At 56.7% G+C, this 17,207-nt stretch carries 15 protein-coding genes and 1 pseudogene; 10 read left to right on the forward strand and 6 right to left on the reverse strand.

Annotation, left to right across the window (positions count from 1 at the left end):
* Nucleotides 1-76: 76 nt before the first annotated feature.
* The 3 genes from ACJBF3_RS03100 to ACJBF3_RS03110 are packed head-to-tail and all read left to right on the forward strand — an operon-like array spanning nucleotide 77 to nucleotide 2,787.
* Nucleotides 77-799, forward strand: coding sequence for a DUF969 domain-containing protein (locus ACJBF3_RS03100; protein WP_045326361.1), 723 nt, complete (start codon nucleotides 77-79; stop codon nucleotides 797-799).
* Nucleotides 796-1,782 (forward strand): DUF979 domain-containing protein, encoded by a 987-nt coding sequence (locus ACJBF3_RS03105; protein WP_045326358.1) that lies wholly within the window; start codon nucleotides 796-798, stop codon nucleotides 1,780-1,782. Before ACJBF3_RS03100 ends, ACJBF3_RS03105 begins: the two co-directional genes overlap by 4 nt.
* A 9-nt stretch (nucleotides 1,783-1,791) precedes the next feature.
* Nucleotides 1,792-2,787, forward strand: coding sequence for a DUF2891 domain-containing protein (locus ACJBF3_RS03110; protein WP_045326357.1), 996 nt, complete (start codon nucleotides 1,792-1,794; stop codon nucleotides 2,785-2,787).
* Nucleotides 2,788-2,846: 59 nt separating this feature from the next.
* Here the strand turns inward: ACJBF3_RS03110 and ACJBF3_RS03115 are convergent, their stop codons facing one another.
* The gene (locus tag ACJBF3_RS03115) at nucleotides 2,847-4,259 is read right to left on the reverse strand and encodes an MFS transporter (protein WP_045326356.1); all 1,413 of its coding nucleotides are present in this window, start codon (nucleotides 4,257-4,259) and stop codon (nucleotides 2,847-2,849) included.
* A gap of 117 nt (nucleotides 4,260-4,376) precedes the next feature.
* Here ACJBF3_RS03115 and ACJBF3_RS03120 point away from each other — a divergent pair, with 117 nt between their 5' ends.
* Complete coding sequence (locus tag ACJBF3_RS03120; RefSeq protein WP_045326354.1) at nucleotides 4,377-5,282, forward strand: LysR family transcriptional regulator; 906 nt, start codon at nucleotides 4,377-4,379, stop codon at nucleotides 5,280-5,282.
* A 4-nt stretch (nucleotides 5,283-5,286) separates the two neighbouring features.
* On the opposite strand, the gene ACJBF3_RS03125 is transcribed toward ACJBF3_RS03120, so the two are convergent.
* Nucleotides 5,287-6,747: a Cu(+)/Ag(+) sensor histidine kinase gene (locus ACJBF3_RS03125; RefSeq protein ID WP_045326352.1), complete on the reverse strand. Its 1,461-nt coding sequence runs from the start codon at nucleotides 6,745-6,747 to the stop codon at nucleotides 5,287-5,289.
* Nucleotides 6,737-7,420, reverse strand: a complete 684-nt coding sequence (locus ACJBF3_RS03130) for a copper/silver response regulator transcription factor (RefSeq protein WP_045326350.1) — start codon at nucleotides 7,418-7,420, stop codon at nucleotides 6,737-6,739. The genes ACJBF3_RS03125 and ACJBF3_RS03130 overlap by 11 nt, the downstream gene beginning before the upstream one ends.
* 162 nt (nucleotides 7,421-7,582) lie before the next feature.
* Here ACJBF3_RS03130 and ACJBF3_RS03135 point away from each other — a divergent pair, with 162 nt between their 5' ends.
* Genes ACJBF3_RS03135 through silA form a run of 4 tightly spaced genes read left to right on the forward strand, consistent with a single transcriptional unit; the run spans nucleotide 7,583 to nucleotide 13,751 of the window.
* Nucleotides 7,583-8,968 carry an efflux transporter outer membrane subunit gene (locus ACJBF3_RS03135; RefSeq protein ID WP_045326347.1) on the forward strand — a complete coding sequence of 462 codons (1,386 nt, stop codon included), beginning with the start codon at nucleotides 7,583-7,585 and terminating at the stop codon, nucleotides 8,966-8,968.
* Nucleotides 8,969-8,996: 28 nt separating this feature from the next.
* On the forward strand, nucleotides 8,997-9,338 hold the full coding sequence (cusF, locus tag ACJBF3_RS03140; protein ID WP_045326345.1) for a cation efflux system protein CusF: 342 nt from the start codon (nucleotides 8,997-8,999) through the stop codon (nucleotides 9,336-9,338).
* Nucleotides 9,339-9,349: 11 nt separating this feature from the next.
* On the forward strand, nucleotides 9,350-10,600 hold the full coding sequence (locus tag ACJBF3_RS03145; protein ID WP_045326344.1) for an efflux RND transporter periplasmic adaptor subunit: 1,251 nt from the start codon (nucleotides 9,350-9,352) through the stop codon (nucleotides 10,598-10,600).
* A gap of 10 nt (nucleotides 10,601-10,610) precedes the next feature.
* The gene (gene silA / locus ACJBF3_RS03150) at nucleotides 10,611-13,751 is read left to right on the forward strand and encodes a Cu(+)/Ag(+) efflux RND transporter permease subunit SilA (RefSeq protein WP_045326620.1); all 3,141 of its coding nucleotides are present in this window, start codon (nucleotides 10,611-10,613) and stop codon (nucleotides 13,749-13,751) included.
* 42 nt (nucleotides 13,752-13,793) lie between these two features.
* On the opposite strand, the gene ACJBF3_RS03155 is transcribed toward silA, so the two are convergent.
* Together ACJBF3_RS03155 and ACJBF3_RS03160 are read right to left on the reverse strand one after the other, a co-directional pair.
* The gene (locus tag ACJBF3_RS03155; protein WP_227658513.1) at nucleotides 13,794-14,240 is read right to left on the reverse strand and encodes a hypothetical protein; all 447 of its coding nucleotides are present in this window, start codon (nucleotides 14,238-14,240) and stop codon (nucleotides 13,794-13,796) included.
* A gap of 138 nt (nucleotides 14,241-14,378) precedes the next feature.
* Nucleotides 14,379-15,344: a hypothetical protein gene (locus tag ACJBF3_RS03160; protein WP_045326341.1), complete on the reverse strand. Its 966-nt coding sequence runs from the start codon at nucleotides 15,342-15,344 to the stop codon at nucleotides 14,379-14,381.
* A 154-nt stretch (nucleotides 15,345-15,498) separates the two neighbouring features.
* Between ACJBF3_RS03160 and ACJBF3_RS03165 the strand changes: the two are divergent.
* Together ACJBF3_RS03165 and ACJBF3_RS03170 are read left to right on the forward strand one after the other, a co-directional pair.
* Nucleotides 15,499-15,705 (forward strand): annotated as a pseudogene (locus ACJBF3_RS03165) (alpha/beta hydrolase); the annotation flags it as partial.
* A 226-nt stretch (nucleotides 15,706-15,931) separates the two neighbouring features.
* Nucleotides 15,932-16,375 (forward strand): PACE efflux transporter, encoded by a 444-nt coding sequence (locus ACJBF3_RS03170; RefSeq protein WP_045326268.1) that lies wholly within the window; start codon nucleotides 15,932-15,934, stop codon nucleotides 16,373-16,375.
* Nucleotides 16,376-16,402: 27 nt separating this feature from the next.
* Here the strand turns inward: ACJBF3_RS03170 and ACJBF3_RS03175 are convergent, their stop codons facing one another.
* Nucleotides 16,403-17,164, reverse strand: a complete 762-nt coding sequence (locus ACJBF3_RS03175) for a DeoR/GlpR family DNA-binding transcription regulator (protein ID WP_045326267.1) — start codon at nucleotides 17,162-17,164, stop codon at nucleotides 16,403-16,405.
* Between the last annotated feature and the right edge of the window lie 43 nt (nucleotides 17,165-17,207).

Here is a 17,207-nt window from a genome sequence, read left to right on the forward strand (position 1 = left end):
AAACACAACATCGCTCGCCGCAAATTAAAAAAATAGCCGTCGGCGCGCAACGCTCACTTTCGATAGGGTAAACGTTATGGACGGTACTACGCTGCTGCCGCTGATCGGGATACCGATCGTGGTTATTGGTTTTGCACTGCGCTTCAACCCGCTGCTGGTGGTCGTGGTGGCGGGGCTGGCGACGGGTCTGCTTGTCGGTATGGATTTCGGGATGCTGCTGGAGACCTTTGGCGAAAAGTTCGTCAATAGCCGCTCGCTGGCGACCTTCATCCTGATCCTTCCGGTGATTGGCCTGCTGGAATATTACGGGCTTAAAGAGCGCGCCCAGGCCTGGGTGGCGAAGATCGCCAGCGCCACCTCGGCGCGTATTCTGATGCTCTACTTTGTTGCACGGGAAGGCACCGCCGCGCTGGGGCTGATGTCGCTGGGCGGCCATGCCCAGACGGTGCGCCCGCTGCTTGCGCCGATGGCCGAAGGGGCGGCGCTGAACGAATACGGCGATCTGCCGCAGCACATTCGCGACAAAATCAAAGCCCACGCCGCCGCGTGCGACAACATCGCGGTCTTCTTTGGGGAAGATATCTTTATTGCCTTTGGCGCGGTCCTGCTGATTGACGCGTTCCTGAAAGAGAACGGTATTCCGGGCATTGAGCCGCTGCATATCGGCCTGTGGGCTATCCCGACCGCCATTGCGGCATTGATTATTCATATGACGCGCCTGCTGCGCCTCGATGCCCGCATCCGTCGCGACGTGATGGCCTGGCGCGGGGAGCAGGGTACGCAGGAGGCCGCGCAATGATGACGCTTATCACCATCAACCGCGTGTACTACCTGATTGGCTTTATCGTGATGCTGCTGGTTGTGATGACCCTGCGCGATCGCGCCAACCCTAAACGTTTTACCACGGCGCTGTTCTGGTTCTTGTTTGGCGGGATCTTCCTGTTCGGCGACCTGATGGTGCAGGAACTCGGCAAGTCGCTGGCGTACCGGATCGTTGGCGGATGCGTCATCGCCATCGCGCTGCTGGCAGGGTTTGGCCTCGTCGGGAAAGGGCACTATAAAATGTCGACCGACGAGAAGCGCGTCGCGTCGTCTAATCGGCTCAAGAACTGGCTGTTCCTGCCCGCGCTGATGATCCCCGTGGTGACGGTTATCGGGACATTGTTTCTGAAGGGCGTGTCGATTGGCGGCGTGTATCTTCTCGACCAGAAACAGCTCACCCTCGCGGCGCTGTGCGTGGCCTGCGTCGCGGCGATCCTCACCGGCTGGTGGCTCACCAAAGGCACACCGCTGCACGCGGTTCGCCAGTCTCGCCGTCTTGTGGATACCATCGGCTGGGCGGTGATCCTGCCGCAGATGCTGGCCATGCTGGGCGGGGTGTTCGTGGCCGCCAACACCGGTGATTCGGTGCAAAAGGTGGTGAGCCTGTTCGTGAATCCGGATAGCCGCTTTATGCTGGTGGTGATTTACTGCGTGGGCATGGCGCTGTTTACCATGATCATGGGTAACGCCTTTGCGGCCTTCCCGGTGCTGAGCGCGGGGATTGCGTTGCCGTTCCTGATCAACGTGCATCACGGCAACCCGGCGCCGCTGCTGGCGATTGGCATGTACGCAGGCTACTGCGGCACGCTGATGACGCCGATGGCCGCGAACTTCAACATCGTTCCCGCCGCGCTGCTGGAGCTGAAGGATAAATATCAGGTGATCAAGATCCAGATCCCAACCGCGTTAACCCTGCTGGTGGTGAACGTGTTCCTCATGTATTTCCTCGTGTTTCGCTAAGGAGCTGTTATGGAATTAACGCAACATCAGGCCGACGCGTTTGCCCGCATGCCTTTGACCTATCTGCGCCAGGAATACCCGAACCACATCATGCACCTGCTGAATGATGATGGCGACGTTCTGCCGCCTCGTGAACTGCACCCGATATTCTATGGCTGCTTCGACTGGCACTCGGCGGTGCACGGCTACTGGCTGCTGCTGCGCTGCGTGCGCCTGTACCCGGAACTGCCGAGCCGCGACGCGATCGTCGCGCTTGTCGACGAGCACCTGACGGCAGATAACGTGGCGAAGGAACTGGCCTATTTCACCGCGCCGTTCCGCGCCTCGTTTGAGCGCCCGTACGGCTACGGCTGGCTGCTGGCGCTGGCCCAGGAGCTGAAACAGTCGTCGCTGCCGCAGGCCGCGGGCTGGTACCGGACGCTTGAGCCGTTAACCCAGGACATTCGCAACCGGCTGGTGGATTACCTCGGCAAGCTTACCTATCCGATCCGCGTCGGGACGCACTACAACACCGCGTTTGCCCTCGCGCTGGCGATCGATTACGCCCGGGCCGTAGAAGATAGCGCGCTTGAGCAGGCGATACTGACGGCGGCGGATTGCTTTTATCTCGCCGACACGCGCTATCCGGCACACTACGAACCCGGCGGAGACGAGTATATTTCCGGCGCGCTGACGGAGGCGCTGCTGATGAGCAAGGTGTATGAAGACTTTCCGGCCTGGTTTGACGCGTTCCTGCCGGAGGTGGGTTCCGTTGCGGCGCTGATGAACCCGGCGGAAGTGAGCGATCGTACCGACCCGAAAATTGCCCATCTCGACGGGTTAAACCTGAGCCGCGCATGGTGCATGAAGCATATTGCCAGAGCGCTTCCCGCAAAACATCCGGCGCAACCGGCACTGCACGAGGCGGTGGCAAAACATCTGGCCGCCAGCGTAGAGCATGTGGTCGGTAGCCACTACAGCGGCGGACACTGGCTGGCGAGCTTTGCGCTGCTGGCGCTGGAGTAAACAAACGCGCCGTCTTTCTTGCCGGGTGGCGCTGCGCTTACCCGGCCTACATTCTGAAATTAGCTTGTAGGCCCGTGCAAGCGCAGCGCCGCCGGGCGCAGCCTGCTCAGGCTAAACAATACCGATCCCGTTGAGGCCATCACCGCAATCCACAGCGCCAGATGCACGGCCCGGTCATGGTCTGATCCGGTTGTCGCAAGCAGAACCCCCACCGTAGCAGCGCCGAGACACTGGCCGAATGTCCTCACAATCGACAACACGCCAGAGGCATAGCTGGCATGTTCCCGCGCTACGTTAGCGAGCATCTCCCGGTTATTGGGGCTCTGGAAACAGCCAAACCCCATCCCGCAGACCAGGCTGCGCAGGCAGATATTCCAGGTGGAAGGGCTGTCCGGCAGCGTTGCCAGCAGGACCAGCCCGGCGACAAAAACAATCAACCCGAGGGTCGAGATCAGCGGCGCGGAGATTATATCCGCCCAGCGCCCCGCGTGCGGGGCGATCAGCACGATGCCAATCGGCCACGGGGTGAACAGCAGCGAAGACACAACCGGGCTGTAGCCATACACGCTCTGAAACAGGAACGGCAGCGCGACAAAGGCGATCCCCTGACTCACAAACGAGGCCAGCGAGGTCAGCGCGGCGAGAGTGAAGCGGACGTTTTTAAACATGACGGGTGGCAGTATGGGATGTTGCGCGCGCCGAATGCTCCAGATAAAGGCGAGGGCGCTGACCAGCGCGAGAAGCCCCCAGCCGGTGACCGCCGGGGTGATGCCTTGCGTTACCCGCCGAAGGCTGTCGGCCAGCACGATCGCCGAACCTAACAGGGCGGCGGAGAACACGGCGCCCGGCGCATCAAACGGGGAACGGTCAATGGCGGATCGCCGGGGCAAAGCGCGCCATGCCAGCAGCAGGGCGATGCTGCCCGGAATAAGGTTAATGGCGAACAGCCACTGCCAGCTCAGCGCGTCGAGTATTGTTCCGCCGAGCACCGGAGCAATCGCCGTGCTGGAGGCGATAAGCAGGGCGTGCAGCCCCAGAATGCGGCCAAGCAGTCGACCCGGAAAAACGGATCGCAGGATCGCCGGGGCGATGCTCAGGGTAGCCGCGCCGCCGATGCCCTGCAGAATGCGCATCCCGATTAACGTTTCCGGCGTTGTTGCCAGCGCGCAGCCGAGCGAGGTAAGCGTAAAGGTGGCAAGCCCTGCAAGAAACACCGGGCGATAGCCCACGCGCGCCGCCAGCGCAGCAAAGATGGCGAGCGTCATTGCCGCTGACAGCAGATAGCCGTTGGCGAACCAGACCGCAACGTTCGCGGGGACCTGCATCGCCCTTGCCATAGAGGGGAGCGCGATGTTGATCATGGTGCCGTCAAAGACGCCCATCAGCGTGGTGGTCATGACGGCGGCCAGGACCCGGGCGCGTTCGTGCCCGGGTAAACCCTCATCGCCGGGCTGGTTTGAGAAGATCGTCATCGTCGTTACTCCGAATAAGAATCGTGATGACGAAACTATAATCATGCGCTATACAGGGCGGAAGACGCAGCATTTGCACTTAAACGTTGCACGTAACGCCTCATCTGGAGATTTATCATGTCCGATCCTGATTTTAACCTGCTGGTTGCGCTCGACGTTTTGCTGGCGGAAGCCAGCGTGGCGGGCGCGGCGCGACGTTTGAGCCTGAGCACCTCTGCCATGAGCCGCACCCTGAGCAGGCTGCGGGAGGTAACCGGCGATCCGATCCTGGTGCGGGCCGGGCGTCATATGGTGTTGACGCCGTGGGCCGAAGCGACCCGGGACCGCGCCAGAAGCGCCGTGCACGAGGCGAGGGCGGTGCTGCAGCCCTCCACCGACGCGCTGAAGGTGGAAAGCCTCGAACGGCTGTTTACCATCCGTGCCAACGACGGTTTTGTGGTGGCCTTTGGGCCGCTGCTCATTGCCGCGGTGGCGAGCGCTGCGCCCGGGGTATGCATCCGCTTCGCGCCAAAACCGGAAAAAACGTCACGCTATTTGCGGGAGGGGCTTGTCGACCTGGAGATTGGCGTGCAGAGCAACATGGGGCCTGAAATACGGCTGCAGCGGCTTTTCCAGGATCGGTTTGTTGGCGCGGTGCGCAAGGGGCATCCGCTGTCATTACAGCCGGATGTCACACTTGACGATTATGTCGCGTGGGGGCATGTGGTGGCCTCGCCGGACGGCGCCTTACACGGCTTTGCCGACGAGGCGCTGGCGGAACGGGGAATGACGCGCAAGATCGCCAGCGTAGTGCCCGGCTTTCCGACGGCGCTATCCGTGGCGCTGGCTTCCGACCTGATTGCCATGGTGCCCGCGCTGTACCTGCTCAATCAGCCGATGAACGATCGCGTGCACGTCTTTGAGCTGCCGTTTAAAACCCGAGCCATCACGGTGTCACAGATGTGGCATCCGCGCATGGAGAAGGACCCGGCGCACCGGTGGCTCAGAGAGACGGTTCTGGAGGTGTGCCGCTCCGTGCGCTGAGCGCTCAGGTGACCTTTCCCGGGATGATGAGAATGAAGCGAGTGGATACCGCATCCGATTCCACGCGGACTTTTCCATGATGCGCGGTGACGATGGACTTCACGATGGCAAGCCCGATCCCGCTGCCTTCCCCTTTGCGCTGCCTGGACGGATCGACGCGATAGAAACGGTCAAACAGCTTTGGCAGATGCTCCTGCGGGATCGGCGTGCCGGGGTTTTCTGTCACCAGCTCAACGGCGTCATCCCGTGTTCTGATTGCGACCGTTACCGTTTTACCTCCCGGCGTATAGCGAAGGGCATTGGATAACAGATTGCTTATTGCCCTTCTGAACATCTGCGGATCGCCCTCTATCAGGCAGGGCATCCCGTTAAATTTCAGCGTGATGCTGCGTTCTTCCGCCCAGGCTTCGAAGAAATCGAAGACTTTCATCACCTCGGCACTTAAATCAAACATCACCCGGTCAGGGATCAGCTGATTGTTATCCGCCTGCGCCAGAAAAAGCATGTCGCTGACCATGCGGGTCATCCGGTTGTACTCTTCAAGGCTGGAGTAAAGCACATCTTCCAGCTCTTTCTGCGAGCGGTGCTGGCTCAGGGCGATTTCCGTTTGCGTTACCAGGTTGGTGATGGGCGTTCTGATTTCATGCGCGATATCGGCGGAAAAATTTGCCTGACGGGTAAAGACATCTTCAATCTTTTCGATCATCTGGTTAAAGGAGACAACAAGCTGTTCCAGCTCAACGGGGACGCGGGACGGCTCCAGGCGCGCGTCCAGATTCTCTGAGGTGATATTTTTAATGGCGTTGCTGACGTTACGCAGGGGCAGGTGCCCCTGGCGCACCGCGATGCGAATAACAACAATAATCAGCAGGCTGATCGCCGCGGCAATAAGCAGAAGATTCTTCTTCAGCGCTTCCAGATAGTGGAGATGAAAATTAATCGACAGCCCGATCAGCATCACGTAGTCCTGGGTTTTGCCCTGCAGCGTCGCCGTGCCAGCAGAGGCGACGATCCGGTACGTTTCCCTTTTCATGTTCATGTCTGACCCTGCGTGCGGGTTGGTGGGCGCGTGTTCAACCGTCCAGAGAAACACATCCTGTGCGCCGCGGTGTTCGCTAAAGCCCGCTGCGGTCATCGCAGGGCGCAGTGCCGCCCCCTGTGCCGAACTGAACAGGGTATTTCCCTGCGGATCTAACAGCAGGACGGCCACGTTGCGGTAGCTGGCGATCGACTCTTTGATCTTAGTGATTTTCTTTTGGTCGGGATCGACCGGCGAGTGCAGGATGCGGTGCATCGCGCTGCTGATTTGCTTGAGGTCGCTGATATCCTGCTCGGCGAAGTGCTTTTCAACGGAATGGAGCATAAACCAGGTAAAGGCGAAGAAGGCCAGTATGGTGGAAAGACTGATAAAAAAGGTCAGCCGCAGCGCAAGAGAGAAAGGGCGTCGGAGGGGCTTAACGCGCATCCGGTACCTCCAGCATATAGCCCACGCCGCGCACCGTCTGGATCAGCTTCGTTTCAAAGTCATTATCGATTTTCGCGCGAAGGCGCTTTACCGCCACGTCAATCGCGTTCGTGTCGCTGTCAAAGTTCATGTCCCACACCTGGGAGGCAATCAGGGAGCGGGGAAGGACCTCTCCCTGATGACGAAGAAAGAACTCCAGCAGGCTGAACTCCTTGCTGGTGAGCACAATGCGGCTTCCGGCCCGGCTGACCTTTCTCGACACGAGGTCAACCGTCAGGTCTGCCGCCTGAAGCTGGCTTTCCGCGATCACCGTGTTTCCGCGTCGTAACAGCGTCCTCACCCGGGCGAGCAGCTCAGCAAAAGCGAAAGGCTTAATCAGATAGTCATCCGCCCCCAGCTCAAGCCCTTTAACACGGTGCTCGATCGTACCCAGCGCCGTGAGCAGCAGAATGGGCATTCCTTTTCCGGCAGAGCGGAGCATGCGGACAATATCCCAGCCGTTCACGTCGGGCAGCATGATATCGAGAATCAGCAGATCGTATTCCGCCGTCATGGCGAGATGGTAGCCGTTCAGGCCGTTGTCAGCGTGGTCCACAACAAACCCCGCTTCAGTCAGCCCTTTGCTGAGGTACTCCCCGGTTTTCATTTCGTCTTCAACGATCAGTATTTTCATCTTCATCCCCTGGCCGGCTGCTGACGACATTCTAGTGAGCCTGCGACCGTTAACAATGACTTACGCCATAAATGACAACATTGTCATTATCCTGTCACCCGTCAAACAGGATGCGTTCAGTAGAGTAGCCCTAAAATTATTCAGGACTCTATTTGAACCATTATGTTCCCGTTAAAACGACTCAGCATCGGTACGGTCTTTATCCTGGCAGGCTGCGTCTCGCTGGCCCCTGACTACCCGCGCCCGGCGCCGCCGGTGCCCCAGCAGTTTTCTCTCTCGCGTAACGGCCTGACGTCCGCGCAGTCCGGGTATCAGGACACCGGCTGGCGCAGCTTCTTCGTTGACCCTCAGGTCGCCCGGTTGATTACGGAAGCCCTGAGAAATAACCGCGATATCAAAATGGCCGCCCTGAAGGTTGAAGAAGCCCGGGCGCAGTTCAACGTAACGGATGCGGATCGCTATCCTCAGCTGAATGGATCAGCGGGCATCACGTACAGCGGCGGGTTGAAGAGTGACAAGCCGACGTCACGCCAGTACGACGTGGGTCTTGCGCTGAGCTATGAGCTCGATTTCTTCGGCAAGCTGAAGAACATGAGCGAGGCCGACAGACAAAACTATTTTGCCAGCGAAGAGGCCCGTCGCGCGGTGCATATCCTGCTCGTCTCTAACGTGTCCCAGAGCTATTTCAACCAGCAGCTGGCGTATAAACAGCTGCGTATTGCGCGGGATACGCTGAAAAACTATCGGCAGTCTTATGCGTTCGTTGAGCAGCAGCTGGTGACGGGCAGCACGAACGTCCTGGCGCTCGAGCAGGCCCGGGGACAGATCGAAAGCACGCAGGCAGAGATTGCCAAACGAGAGGGGGAGCTGGCGCAGGCCAATAATGCGCTACAGCGGGTGCTGGGGACGTATCGCGCGTTGCCGGGTGACGGCGGCATGAACGCCAGCGACGTTGCGCCGGTAAAACTACCGCCTCAGCTTTCCTCCGCGATACTGCTGCAGCGTCCGGATATCATGGAGGCGGAGTATCAGCTTAAAGCGGCAGATGCGAATATCGGCGCGGCGCGCGCGGCCTTTTTCCCGTCCATTTCCCTGACCAGCGGGCTTTCAACGGGCAGTATGGAATTGTCCAGCCTCTTCACGACGGGCAGTGGGATGTGGAATTTTATCCCTAAAATTGATATCCCCATTTTTAATGCAGGCAGAAATAAAGCCAACCTGAAGCTGGCTGAAATTCGCCAGCAGCAGTCGATTGTGAATTACGAACAAAAAATTCAGTCCGCCTTCAAACAGGTTGCTGACGCGCTCGCGTTGCGGGAGAGCATTAACCAGCAGCTTGCTGCGCAACAGCGGTATCTTGATTCGCTACGCATCACCCTGCAGCGGGCCAGAGGGTTATATTCCAACGGCGCCGTCAGCTATATCGAAGTATTAGACGCGGAACGCGCTCTTTTCTCCACGCAGCAAACTATTCTCGACCTTATTTATGCCCGCCAGGTGAATGAAATTAATCTTTTCACCGCGCTCGGCGGCGGTTGGGTCGAATAACGTTATTTAATTGAACAGGAAAATAAACATGCGCAATTCACTTAAGGCCGTTGTAGTCGGTGCAATCTCCCTTGTGTTTTCTGTCGGCCTTCAGGCCGAGGTTCATCAGCACGAAGATATGAATGCCGCCAGCGACATGACTTCAGAGCACATTATCAACGCCACGGGGGTGGTGAAAGCAGTTGATCTCACGAATAAAAAGGTCACGATCTCTCATGAAGCCATCCCGGAAATTGGCTGGCCCGCAATGACCATGCGCTTCACCTTTATTCAGGCTGACGAGAGTATCAATGCCTTAAAGGTCGGCAACCGCGTGAATTTTTCGTTTGTTCAGCAGGGCAATCTCTCTTTACTCAAGAGCATTAAATAGCGAGAAGCGGCATGGCCTCTTTAAAAATAAAATATGCTGCCGTAATGGTCAGCAGCCTTATTGCGGGAGGACTGATCTCGGTGACGGCCTGGCAGGCGCTTCATTCATCGGAAAACGCCGTAAATAGCGTTGCAGAAAGAACGGTGCTTTTCTGGTATGACCCGATGAAACCCGACGTTAAATTCGATAAACCCGGTAAATCACCGTTTATGGATATGGATCTGGTGCCGAAATATGCGGACGAGAATGACGATAAAAGCAGTAGCGGTATTCGTATCGATCCGACGCAGGTCCAGAATTTAGGATTAAAAACGCAGAAAGTCACGCGCGGCACGCTGAATTATGCTCAGACGATCCCGGCCAACGTTAGCTATAACGACTATCAGTTTGTCATTGTTCAGGCGCGCGCGGACGGGTTCGTGGAGAAAGTGTACCCGCTGACGACGGGCGATAAGGTGAAGAAAGGCACGCCGCTTGTTGATATCACGATCCCGGATTGGGTCGAGGCGCAGAGCGAATTTCTGCTGCTGTCCGGCACCGGCGGAACGCCAACGCAAATTAAAGGCGTTCTGGAACGGCTTCGGCTGGCGGGGATGCCGGATGACGATATTCAGAGGCTGCGTGCGACCCGCACGATCCAGACCCGGTTCACCCTCAGAGCGCCTATTGACGGGGTGATTACGGCCTTTGACCTGCGTACCGGTATGAATATTTCGAAAGATAAGGTAGTGGCGCAAATTCAGGGGGTGGATCCGGTCTGGATCGGCGCGGCAGTGCCTGAATCGATTGCTTATCTGCTGAAAGATACCTCGCAGTTTACCGTTTCGATACCGGCTTATCCGGATAAATCCTTCCCGGTGGAAAAATGGAATCTTCTGCCGAGCGCGGATCCCGCAACCCGTACGCTGCAGGTTCGCCTGCAGGTCTCTAATAAGGATGAGCTGCTGAAACCGGGCATGAATGCGTACCTGAATCTTAATACCCAAAGTCAGGAGATGCTGCTGATCCCCTCCCAGGCCGTTATCGACACCGGCAAGGAACAGCGCGTTATTACCGTTGATGCGGACGGGAATTTTGTGCCGAAAAGGATCCACGTTCTGCATGAATCTCAGCAGCAGTCCGGCATCGGTTCTGGCCTGAAGGAAGGGGAGTCGGTGGTGGTCAGCGGTCTGTTCCTGATTGACTCGGAGGCCAATATCACCGGCGCGCTGGAGCGCATGCGTCAGGCTGAAACCGCTCACGACGCGCATGCTGGCCATTAAGGAGACGATGATGATTGAATGGATTATCCGGCGGTCTGTCGCCAACCGTTTCCTGGTCATGATGGGGGCGCTGTTCCTCAGCGTCTGGGGGACATGGACCATCATCAACACCCCGGTCGATGCCTTGCCCGATCTGTCTGACGTTCAGGTGATTATCAAAACCCGCTATCCCGGCCAGGCCCCGCAGATTGTTGAAAACCAGGTGACCTATCCGCTTACCACCACCATGCTCTCGGTTCCCGGCGCAAAGACCGTGCGCGGTTTTTCGCAGTTTGGTGATTCGTACGTGTACGTCATTTTTGAAGATGGTACCGATCTGTACTGGGCCCGTTCGCGCGTGCTGGAGTACCTGAATCAGGTTCAGGGCAAACTGCCTGCCGGCGTGAGCGTCGAAATTGGCCCTGACGCCACGGGCGTGGGCTGGATATTTGAGTATGCGCTGGTGGATCGCAGCGGAAAGCACGATCTCGCCGAGCTGCGCTCGTTGCAGGACTGGTTCCTGAAATTTGAGCTGAAAACTATCCCGAACGTCGCCGAGGTGGCGTCGGTCGGCGGCGTGGTGAAACAGTATCAGATTCAGATCGAACCGTTAAAACTGGCGCAGTATGGCGTCAGCCTGCCGGAGGTTAAGCAGGCCCTTGAAGCGTCTAATCAGGAAGCAGGGGGATCGTCAGTTGAAATGGCGGAAGCGGAGTATATGGTCCGCGCCAGCGGCTATCTGCAGACAATAGATGATTTCAAAAACATCGTTCTGAAAACCGGCGAGAACGGCGTACCCATTTACCTGCGCGATGTTGCCCGCGTGCAAACGGGGCCGGAAATGCGCCGCGGGATTGCCGAGCTGAACGGGCAGGGTGAAGTGGCGGGTGGCGTGGTGATCCTGCGTTCAGGCAAAAACGCGCGCGAGGTCATTGCCGCGGTGAAGGATAAGCTGGAGACGCTGAAGGCCAGCCTGCCGGAAGGCGTTGAGATTGTCACGACCTACGATCGCAGTCAGCTCATCGACCGGGCCATCGATAACCTGAGCGGCAAGCTTCTCGAAGAGTTTTTCGTGGTGGCCATCGTCTGCGCGCTGTTCCTCTGGCACGTCCGCTCCGCGCTGGTGGCGATTATCTCTCTGCCGCTTGGCCTGTGTATTGCCTTTATCATCATGCACTTCCAGGGGCTGAACGCCAACATAATGTCGCTGGGAGGCATTGCCATCGCCGTCGGCGCGATGGTGGATGCCGCCATCGTCATGATTGAAAACGCGCACAAGCGGCTGGAAGAGTGGGATCATCAGCATCCGGGTGAGCAGATTGATCACTCAACGCGTTGGGAGGTCATCACCAATGCCTCTGTGGAGGTTGGCCCGGCGCTGTTTATCAGCCTGCTGATCATCACCTTGTCGTTTATTCCGATTTTTACTCTCGAGGGGCAGGAGGGGCGGCTGTTTGGCCCGCTGGCCTTCACAAAAACGTACGCCATGGCGGGCGCGGCCGCGCTGGCCATTATCGTCATTCCGATTCTGATGGGGTTCTGGATCCGGGGTAAAATCCCCGCCGAGAACAGTAACCCGTTGAACAGACTGCTGATTAACGCCTATCATCCGCTACTGATTAAGGTGCTCCACTGGCCAAAAACAACCCTGGTGGTTGCGGCCCTGTCCATTTTCACGGTGATCTGGCCCCTGAGCCAGGTGGGCGGCGAGTTTCTGCCGAAGATCAACGAAGGCGATCTGCTGTATATGCCGTCCACGCTTCCCGGCGTCTCTCCGGCAGAGGCGGCGGCGCTCCTGCAGACCACGGACAAGCTCATCAAAACCGTGCCTGAGGTGGCGTCTGTTTTCGGCAAGACCGGTAAGGCCGAAACGGCAACGGATTCCGCGCCGCTCGAAATGGTGGAAACCACTATTCAGCTTAAACCCGAGGACCAGTGGCGGCCCGGCATGACGATTGACAAGATTATTGACGAGCTGGACAAAACCGTTCGTTTGCCCGGTCTGGCTAACCTTTGGGTACCGCCCATCCGCAACCGCATTGATATGCTCTCAACCGGTATAAAAAGCCCCATCGGTATCAAGGTGTCCGGTACCGTTCTCGCTGATATCGACGCCACGGCGCAGAGCATTGAAGCGATCGCCAAAACGGTGCCGGGCGTGGTGTCGGCCCTGGCTGAACGCCTGGAGGGCGGGCGCTACATTGATGTGGATATAAACCGGGAAAAAGCGTCCCGCTACGGGATGACGGTGGGCGACGTGCAGCTGTTCGTCTCCTCGGCCATCGGCGGGGCGACGGTGGGTGAAACGGTGGAAGGCGTCGCCCGATACCCGATTACTCTTCGTTATCCCCAGGACTACCGGAATAGCCCGAGCGCGTTGAAGCAGATGCCGCTCCTGACGCCGATGAAACAGCAGATCACGCTGGGGGATGTGGCTGATATTAAGGTTGTTTCCGGCCCCACGATGCTGAAAACGGAAAATGCCCGACCCGCCAGCTGGATTTACATCGATGCGCGGGGCAGGGATATGGTATCGGTGGTGAATGACATTAAGACGGCCATCGGTCAGCACGTGAAGCTGCGGCCAGGTACCAGCGTGTCATTCTCCGGGCAGTTTGAACTGCTCGAGCACGCGAACAAAAAACTGAAGCTGATGGTGCCGATGACGGTGATGATCATCTTCATTCTGCTGTACCTGGCGTTCCGTCGCGTGGATGAAGCGTTCCTGATCCTGATGAGCCTGCCTTTCGCCCTGGTAGGCGGGATATGGTTCCTCTACTGGCAGGGCTTCCATATGTCTGTGGCAACCGGCACGGGCTTTATCGCCCTGGCCGGGGTCGCGGCGGAGTTTGGCGTGGTGATGCTGATGTATTTACGTCATGCCATTGAAGCGCATCCGGCGTTATCCCATCGGGAAACGTTTACCGAGCAGGGGCTTGATGAGGCCCTTTATCATGGCGCCGTGTTGCGCGTGCGGCCAAAGGCAATGACCGTCGCGGTGATTATTGCCGGTCTGCTGCCCATTCTGTGGGGGACCGGGGCTGGGTCTGAAGTCATGAGCCGGATAGCGGCGCCCATGATCGGCGGGATGATCACCGCGCCGCTGTTGTCGCTGTTTATTATTCCTGCGGCGTATAAGTTAATCTGGTTGCGCAGGCATAGGAAGGCATAAAAAAAACCGCCGGTCGCGGCGGTTTTTTTACGAGGTGAAGTCTTAGCGCGTCTGGCTGAGAAGCCTGCGCCAGGCACGATTATGCAGAGTAAACAGCAGCATCTTATAGAAAGCGGTAGAGAGGATACAGCTGCCGCTAAGCCCCAGCATGACAGTACTCACTAGCGCCGCGGTCAGACTGACGCCCTGAGCAGCGCTACCGCTCAGCGCGACCAGCAGATAGGCTGCCGTTAATACCAGGCTTATCACCGCCAGCGTAAGGTGTAACCGCACGGCGCGCATGCTGCCTTTGCCAATCATAAACATCGTCACGCCGTTGATGCCTGCGAACAATAGGGCTATCAGCACAACCCACACGAATACGCGTTCGGCCGGCTGGCCGAGTGCAGCGAGTACGCCATACCCCAGCCACAGTTGCGGAATCGCGAAACTGACAATCACACCGAGCGTACTGATTGCTGCCGGAATGCCCATAGTGTGTAGACCCACAGGTTTGCCCATTTCTTCAGCCAACTGAGTCTTTAGCTGTTGCAACTGCGTCGGGGAGGCATGGTTTATGCCGGTGGCCACCTCGTTACAGTGTTGCAGGCGACGAGTTAAAACTTTAAGCATTTGAATACTCAGCGTTCAGTTAGGTAAAAATGATTGCAGCACACCAACCACATACCGTCCTGACTGGACGGCATTTTGTGGATTGCGGATAGTCCCAGTGAGTGAGCTCCCCACAAAGGCCGATGCGTTGTTGACCGCACTCATCAGCTCGCGCTGCAGTGATTTTTGTAACGATTCGCTTGGGAAACGTTTCGGATAAACACCTGCGCGGATCGCTGCCTTTACCCCGGCACTGGAGATACCTGGATTCTGCGCTTTAATTATCTCTTCTGTGATGCGCTTACGCTCGGCACGGCTCAGGCTCTGGAACCAAGCGGTAACTTTACTTGAAGACGCCGCTTTCATCAGCTTGTACGTTTCTAAAGTCCCTCTTAGCGCGGTTCCTGCCGCAGCAAGCGAAATGACATCCAGAACTGTCGTGGTGGCAACGTACCAGTCCTGGCTATCAAGCCATGCAACATCGGAACCATGGTCGTTATGGATAGCCAGCAGACGGCCAGCGCCAATCATGCATTGTGCTCCCGTTGCCAGCGTACCGGATAGGCTAATCGCCGCAATCACACCAGACCCGCCAGCAGTAAACGGTACTGCCGCACCGGCACCAAACGCCATGACAAGCGTAACAATCATCGCGCCACAGGCAAAACCAGTCGAGGTAATTTCCGTAGCAAGTGACGGAGTTGTCAGAGTCGCAACCACAGCTTTTTCTGCACTGATTTCCTTCGCATTCGGAATTTTGCTTATTACTACATGGCTAACGGTGCTTTGATTCACATCTGCAATGCGGCGAGACGGGCGAACCAGCCAGCGTTGCTTGCCATCATCAAAAATGATGCCGACATTGTAAAAATTACGCGTGCAGTCGAGCTGCGCGGCCAGCTTTTTAAAATCGATATCAGCACCGGCCTGTAGGCCAAGGCTGCGCGAGAGATCATATGAGGGAAGGGTACTGTCAGGCGACTGCTGACCGGGTAAGTTCATCGAGGAAGCTCCTTCATTCCGTGAGGACTATTAATTAGCAGGGAATTTATTGAAGAAATTTATGATTCGAACGTTAAGACTTAGATAATAGCAGCGTTAACTTGGCGATCCAATGTTCATCGGGTCTGAGGTGGGTAAAGGCAGGTAAGAGAAGAATAAACTGAAGGGCGGTGAAGCACAGTTCCTCGTGGACTATGAGGACTATTACATGACCAAACGCGGCTATCATCCACGAGCCGTCAACTCTGATAACTCATGGTCCGTGACAACGCCGATGTCCTTCATGAATTTCCCGCTCATGACCTATATTAAGGAAATTTCTCCGCGCCCGATCCAGTTCATCCATGGTGAAAAAGCGCATTTAGAGGGATAGGTAAGAGTATGATAAATCGTATTGATTGGCCGGTTATGAACTAAATGATCGACGGATTGAATTTAACATAATATACATTATGCGCACCAGCGTAAATCCAGAGGAAATCTGTGCTTGTCAGTTTATGATTGCCCTGGTCAAGGAGCTGCATGTTTAAACGGAGTTTAACGGCGTCTGGTATACTTCAACCTTTTCACGCCCCCGCTGTAAACCTATGGAAATTGAATTAGATAAAAGTTTTAGAGAGCGAATTTTCCATGCTGTCATTTTTGAAGTAACGGCCAATGTTATCATCGCATTGTCACTGGCATGGTTGATGAACGTTTCGGTACTGCAGTCTGGCTCGTTATCTGTGATATCTGCACTTACCGCCACCGCCTGGAATTTTGTCTTCAACAAACTCTTTGACTCCCTGCAGAAAAAACACCGCTTTCAACGTACATTTCTCGTGCGAGCTATCCATGCGGTTGGCTTTGAAACAGGACTTATCGTCACCTTAATCCCTGTGGCTATGTTTATGCTGGATTTAACCCTCACCGAAGCGTTTTTTGTTGAGATTGGTCTTGTGTTCTTTTTCCTGCCATACACGATGCTGTACAACTGGCTATACGATTACCTGCGCTGGACCTTCGTTGGACGAAAGCGATCGGTTATGTAGCCCGTGCCGGTCAGTTATCTGGCTGGCTCATGCGTTAGCCAGCACGACCGATACCCCTTTTTCCGATAGCGCATTCACCCAGCTACGATCGGTATCGTCTTCGACAACAATGGTATTCGCCAGGGACACATCGCCAATCACAAACGAAGACGCGGTGTTAATCTTTTCCGTCGAAGCCAGAACTACCGTCTCCGCGGCTCTGCCGGAAAATGCACGTTTGATGCACGCCTCTTCGAAATCGCCGGTCGTCAGTCCAGCTTCCGGATGGATCCCGGTCACGCCCATAAAGAACAGGTCTGCATGAATATTTTCGATGCCTTCGATGGCCGCCGCGCCGACGGCGACAATCGAGTGTTTGTACAAGCGACCGCCGATCAGAATCACCTCTATAGATGGATGATTAACAAGCCCCAGGGCGATGCTCGGGCTGTGCGTCACCACGGTGATACGCAGATCGGGCGGCAAGAAGGTAATCAGCTCCGAGGTCGTCGTTCCTCCGTCAACAATCACCACCTGGCCCGAAGAGATCAGCTGCGCGCCCTTCTGCGCCACCTTTTTTTTCGCATCCATTTTAACGGACTGACGTTCCGCAAAAGGCACAATCGCGGAAGACGACGGCAGCGCCCCACCGTGAACGCGCTGCAAACGCCCTTCTGCCGCCAGTTCGCGCAGGTCACGCCGAATGGTGTCTTCAGAGACATCGAAGAGAATGCTGAGCGCTTTTGACTGGACCTGACCTTCGGCGCTGAGCTTTTCGAGGATCAATTGTTTTCGCTGACTGGTAAGCATCATAATTCCTGATGTTGCATGTTTTATCTTGAAAATGCACGAA

The sequence above is a fragment of the Enterobacter sp. PP-008-ECC_S150 genome, assembly GCF_045257065.1.
GTDB lineage: Bacteria > Pseudomonadota > Gammaproteobacteria > Enterobacterales > Enterobacteriaceae > Enterobacter > Enterobacter chengduensis.

What these genes read in the sequence shown, in the direction of transcription:
- ACJBF3_RS03100 (WP_045326361.1), top strand. Translation starts at nt 77, where the DNA reads ATGGACGGTACTACGCTGCTGCCGCTGATCGGGATACCGATCGTGGTT.
- ACJBF3_RS03105 (WP_045326358.1), top strand. Translation starts at nt 796, where the DNA reads ATGATGACGCTTATCACCATCAACCGCGTGTACTACCTGATTGGCTTT.
- ACJBF3_RS03110 (WP_045326357.1), top strand. Translation starts at nt 1,792, where the DNA reads ATGGAATTAACGCAACATCAGGCCGACGCGTTTGCCCGCATGCCTTTG.
- ACJBF3_RS03115 (WP_045326356.1), bottom strand. Translation starts at nt 4,259, where the DNA reads ATGACGATCTTCTCAAACCAGCCCGGCGATGAGGGTTTACCCGGGCAC.
- ACJBF3_RS03120 (WP_045326354.1), top strand. Translation starts at nt 4,377, where the DNA reads ATGTCCGATCCTGATTTTAACCTGCTGGTTGCGCTCGACGTTTTGCTG.
- ACJBF3_RS03125 (WP_045326352.1), bottom strand. Translation starts at nt 6,747, where the DNA reads ATGCGCGTTAAGCCCCTCCGACGCCCTTTCTCTCTTGCGCTGCGGCTG.
- ACJBF3_RS03130 (WP_045326350.1), bottom strand. Translation starts at nt 7,420, where the DNA reads ATGAAAATACTGATCGTTGAAGACGAAATGAAAACCGGGGAGTACCTC.
- ACJBF3_RS03135 (WP_045326347.1), top strand. Translation starts at nt 7,583, where the DNA reads ATGTTCCCGTTAAAACGACTCAGCATCGGTACGGTCTTTATCCTGGCA.
- cusF (WP_045326345.1), top strand. Translation starts at nt 8,997, where the DNA reads ATGCGCAATTCACTTAAGGCCGTTGTAGTCGGTGCAATCTCCCTTGTG.
- ACJBF3_RS03145 (WP_045326344.1), top strand. Translation starts at nt 9,350, where the DNA reads ATGGCCTCTTTAAAAATAAAATATGCTGCCGTAATGGTCAGCAGCCTT.
- silA (WP_045326620.1), top strand. Translation starts at nt 10,611, where the DNA reads ATGATTGAATGGATTATCCGGCGGTCTGTCGCCAACCGTTTCCTGGTC.
- ACJBF3_RS03160 (WP_045326341.1), bottom strand. Translation starts at nt 15,344, where the DNA reads ATGAACTTACCCGGTCAGCAGTCGCCTGACAGTACCCTTCCCTCATAT.
- ACJBF3_RS03170 (WP_045326268.1), top strand. Translation starts at nt 15,932, where the DNA reads ATGGAAATTGAATTAGATAAAAGTTTTAGAGAGCGAATTTTCCATGCT.
- ACJBF3_RS03175 (WP_045326267.1), bottom strand. Translation starts at nt 17,164, where the DNA reads ATGCTTACCAGTCAGCGAAAACAATTGATCCTCGAAAAGCTCAGCGCC.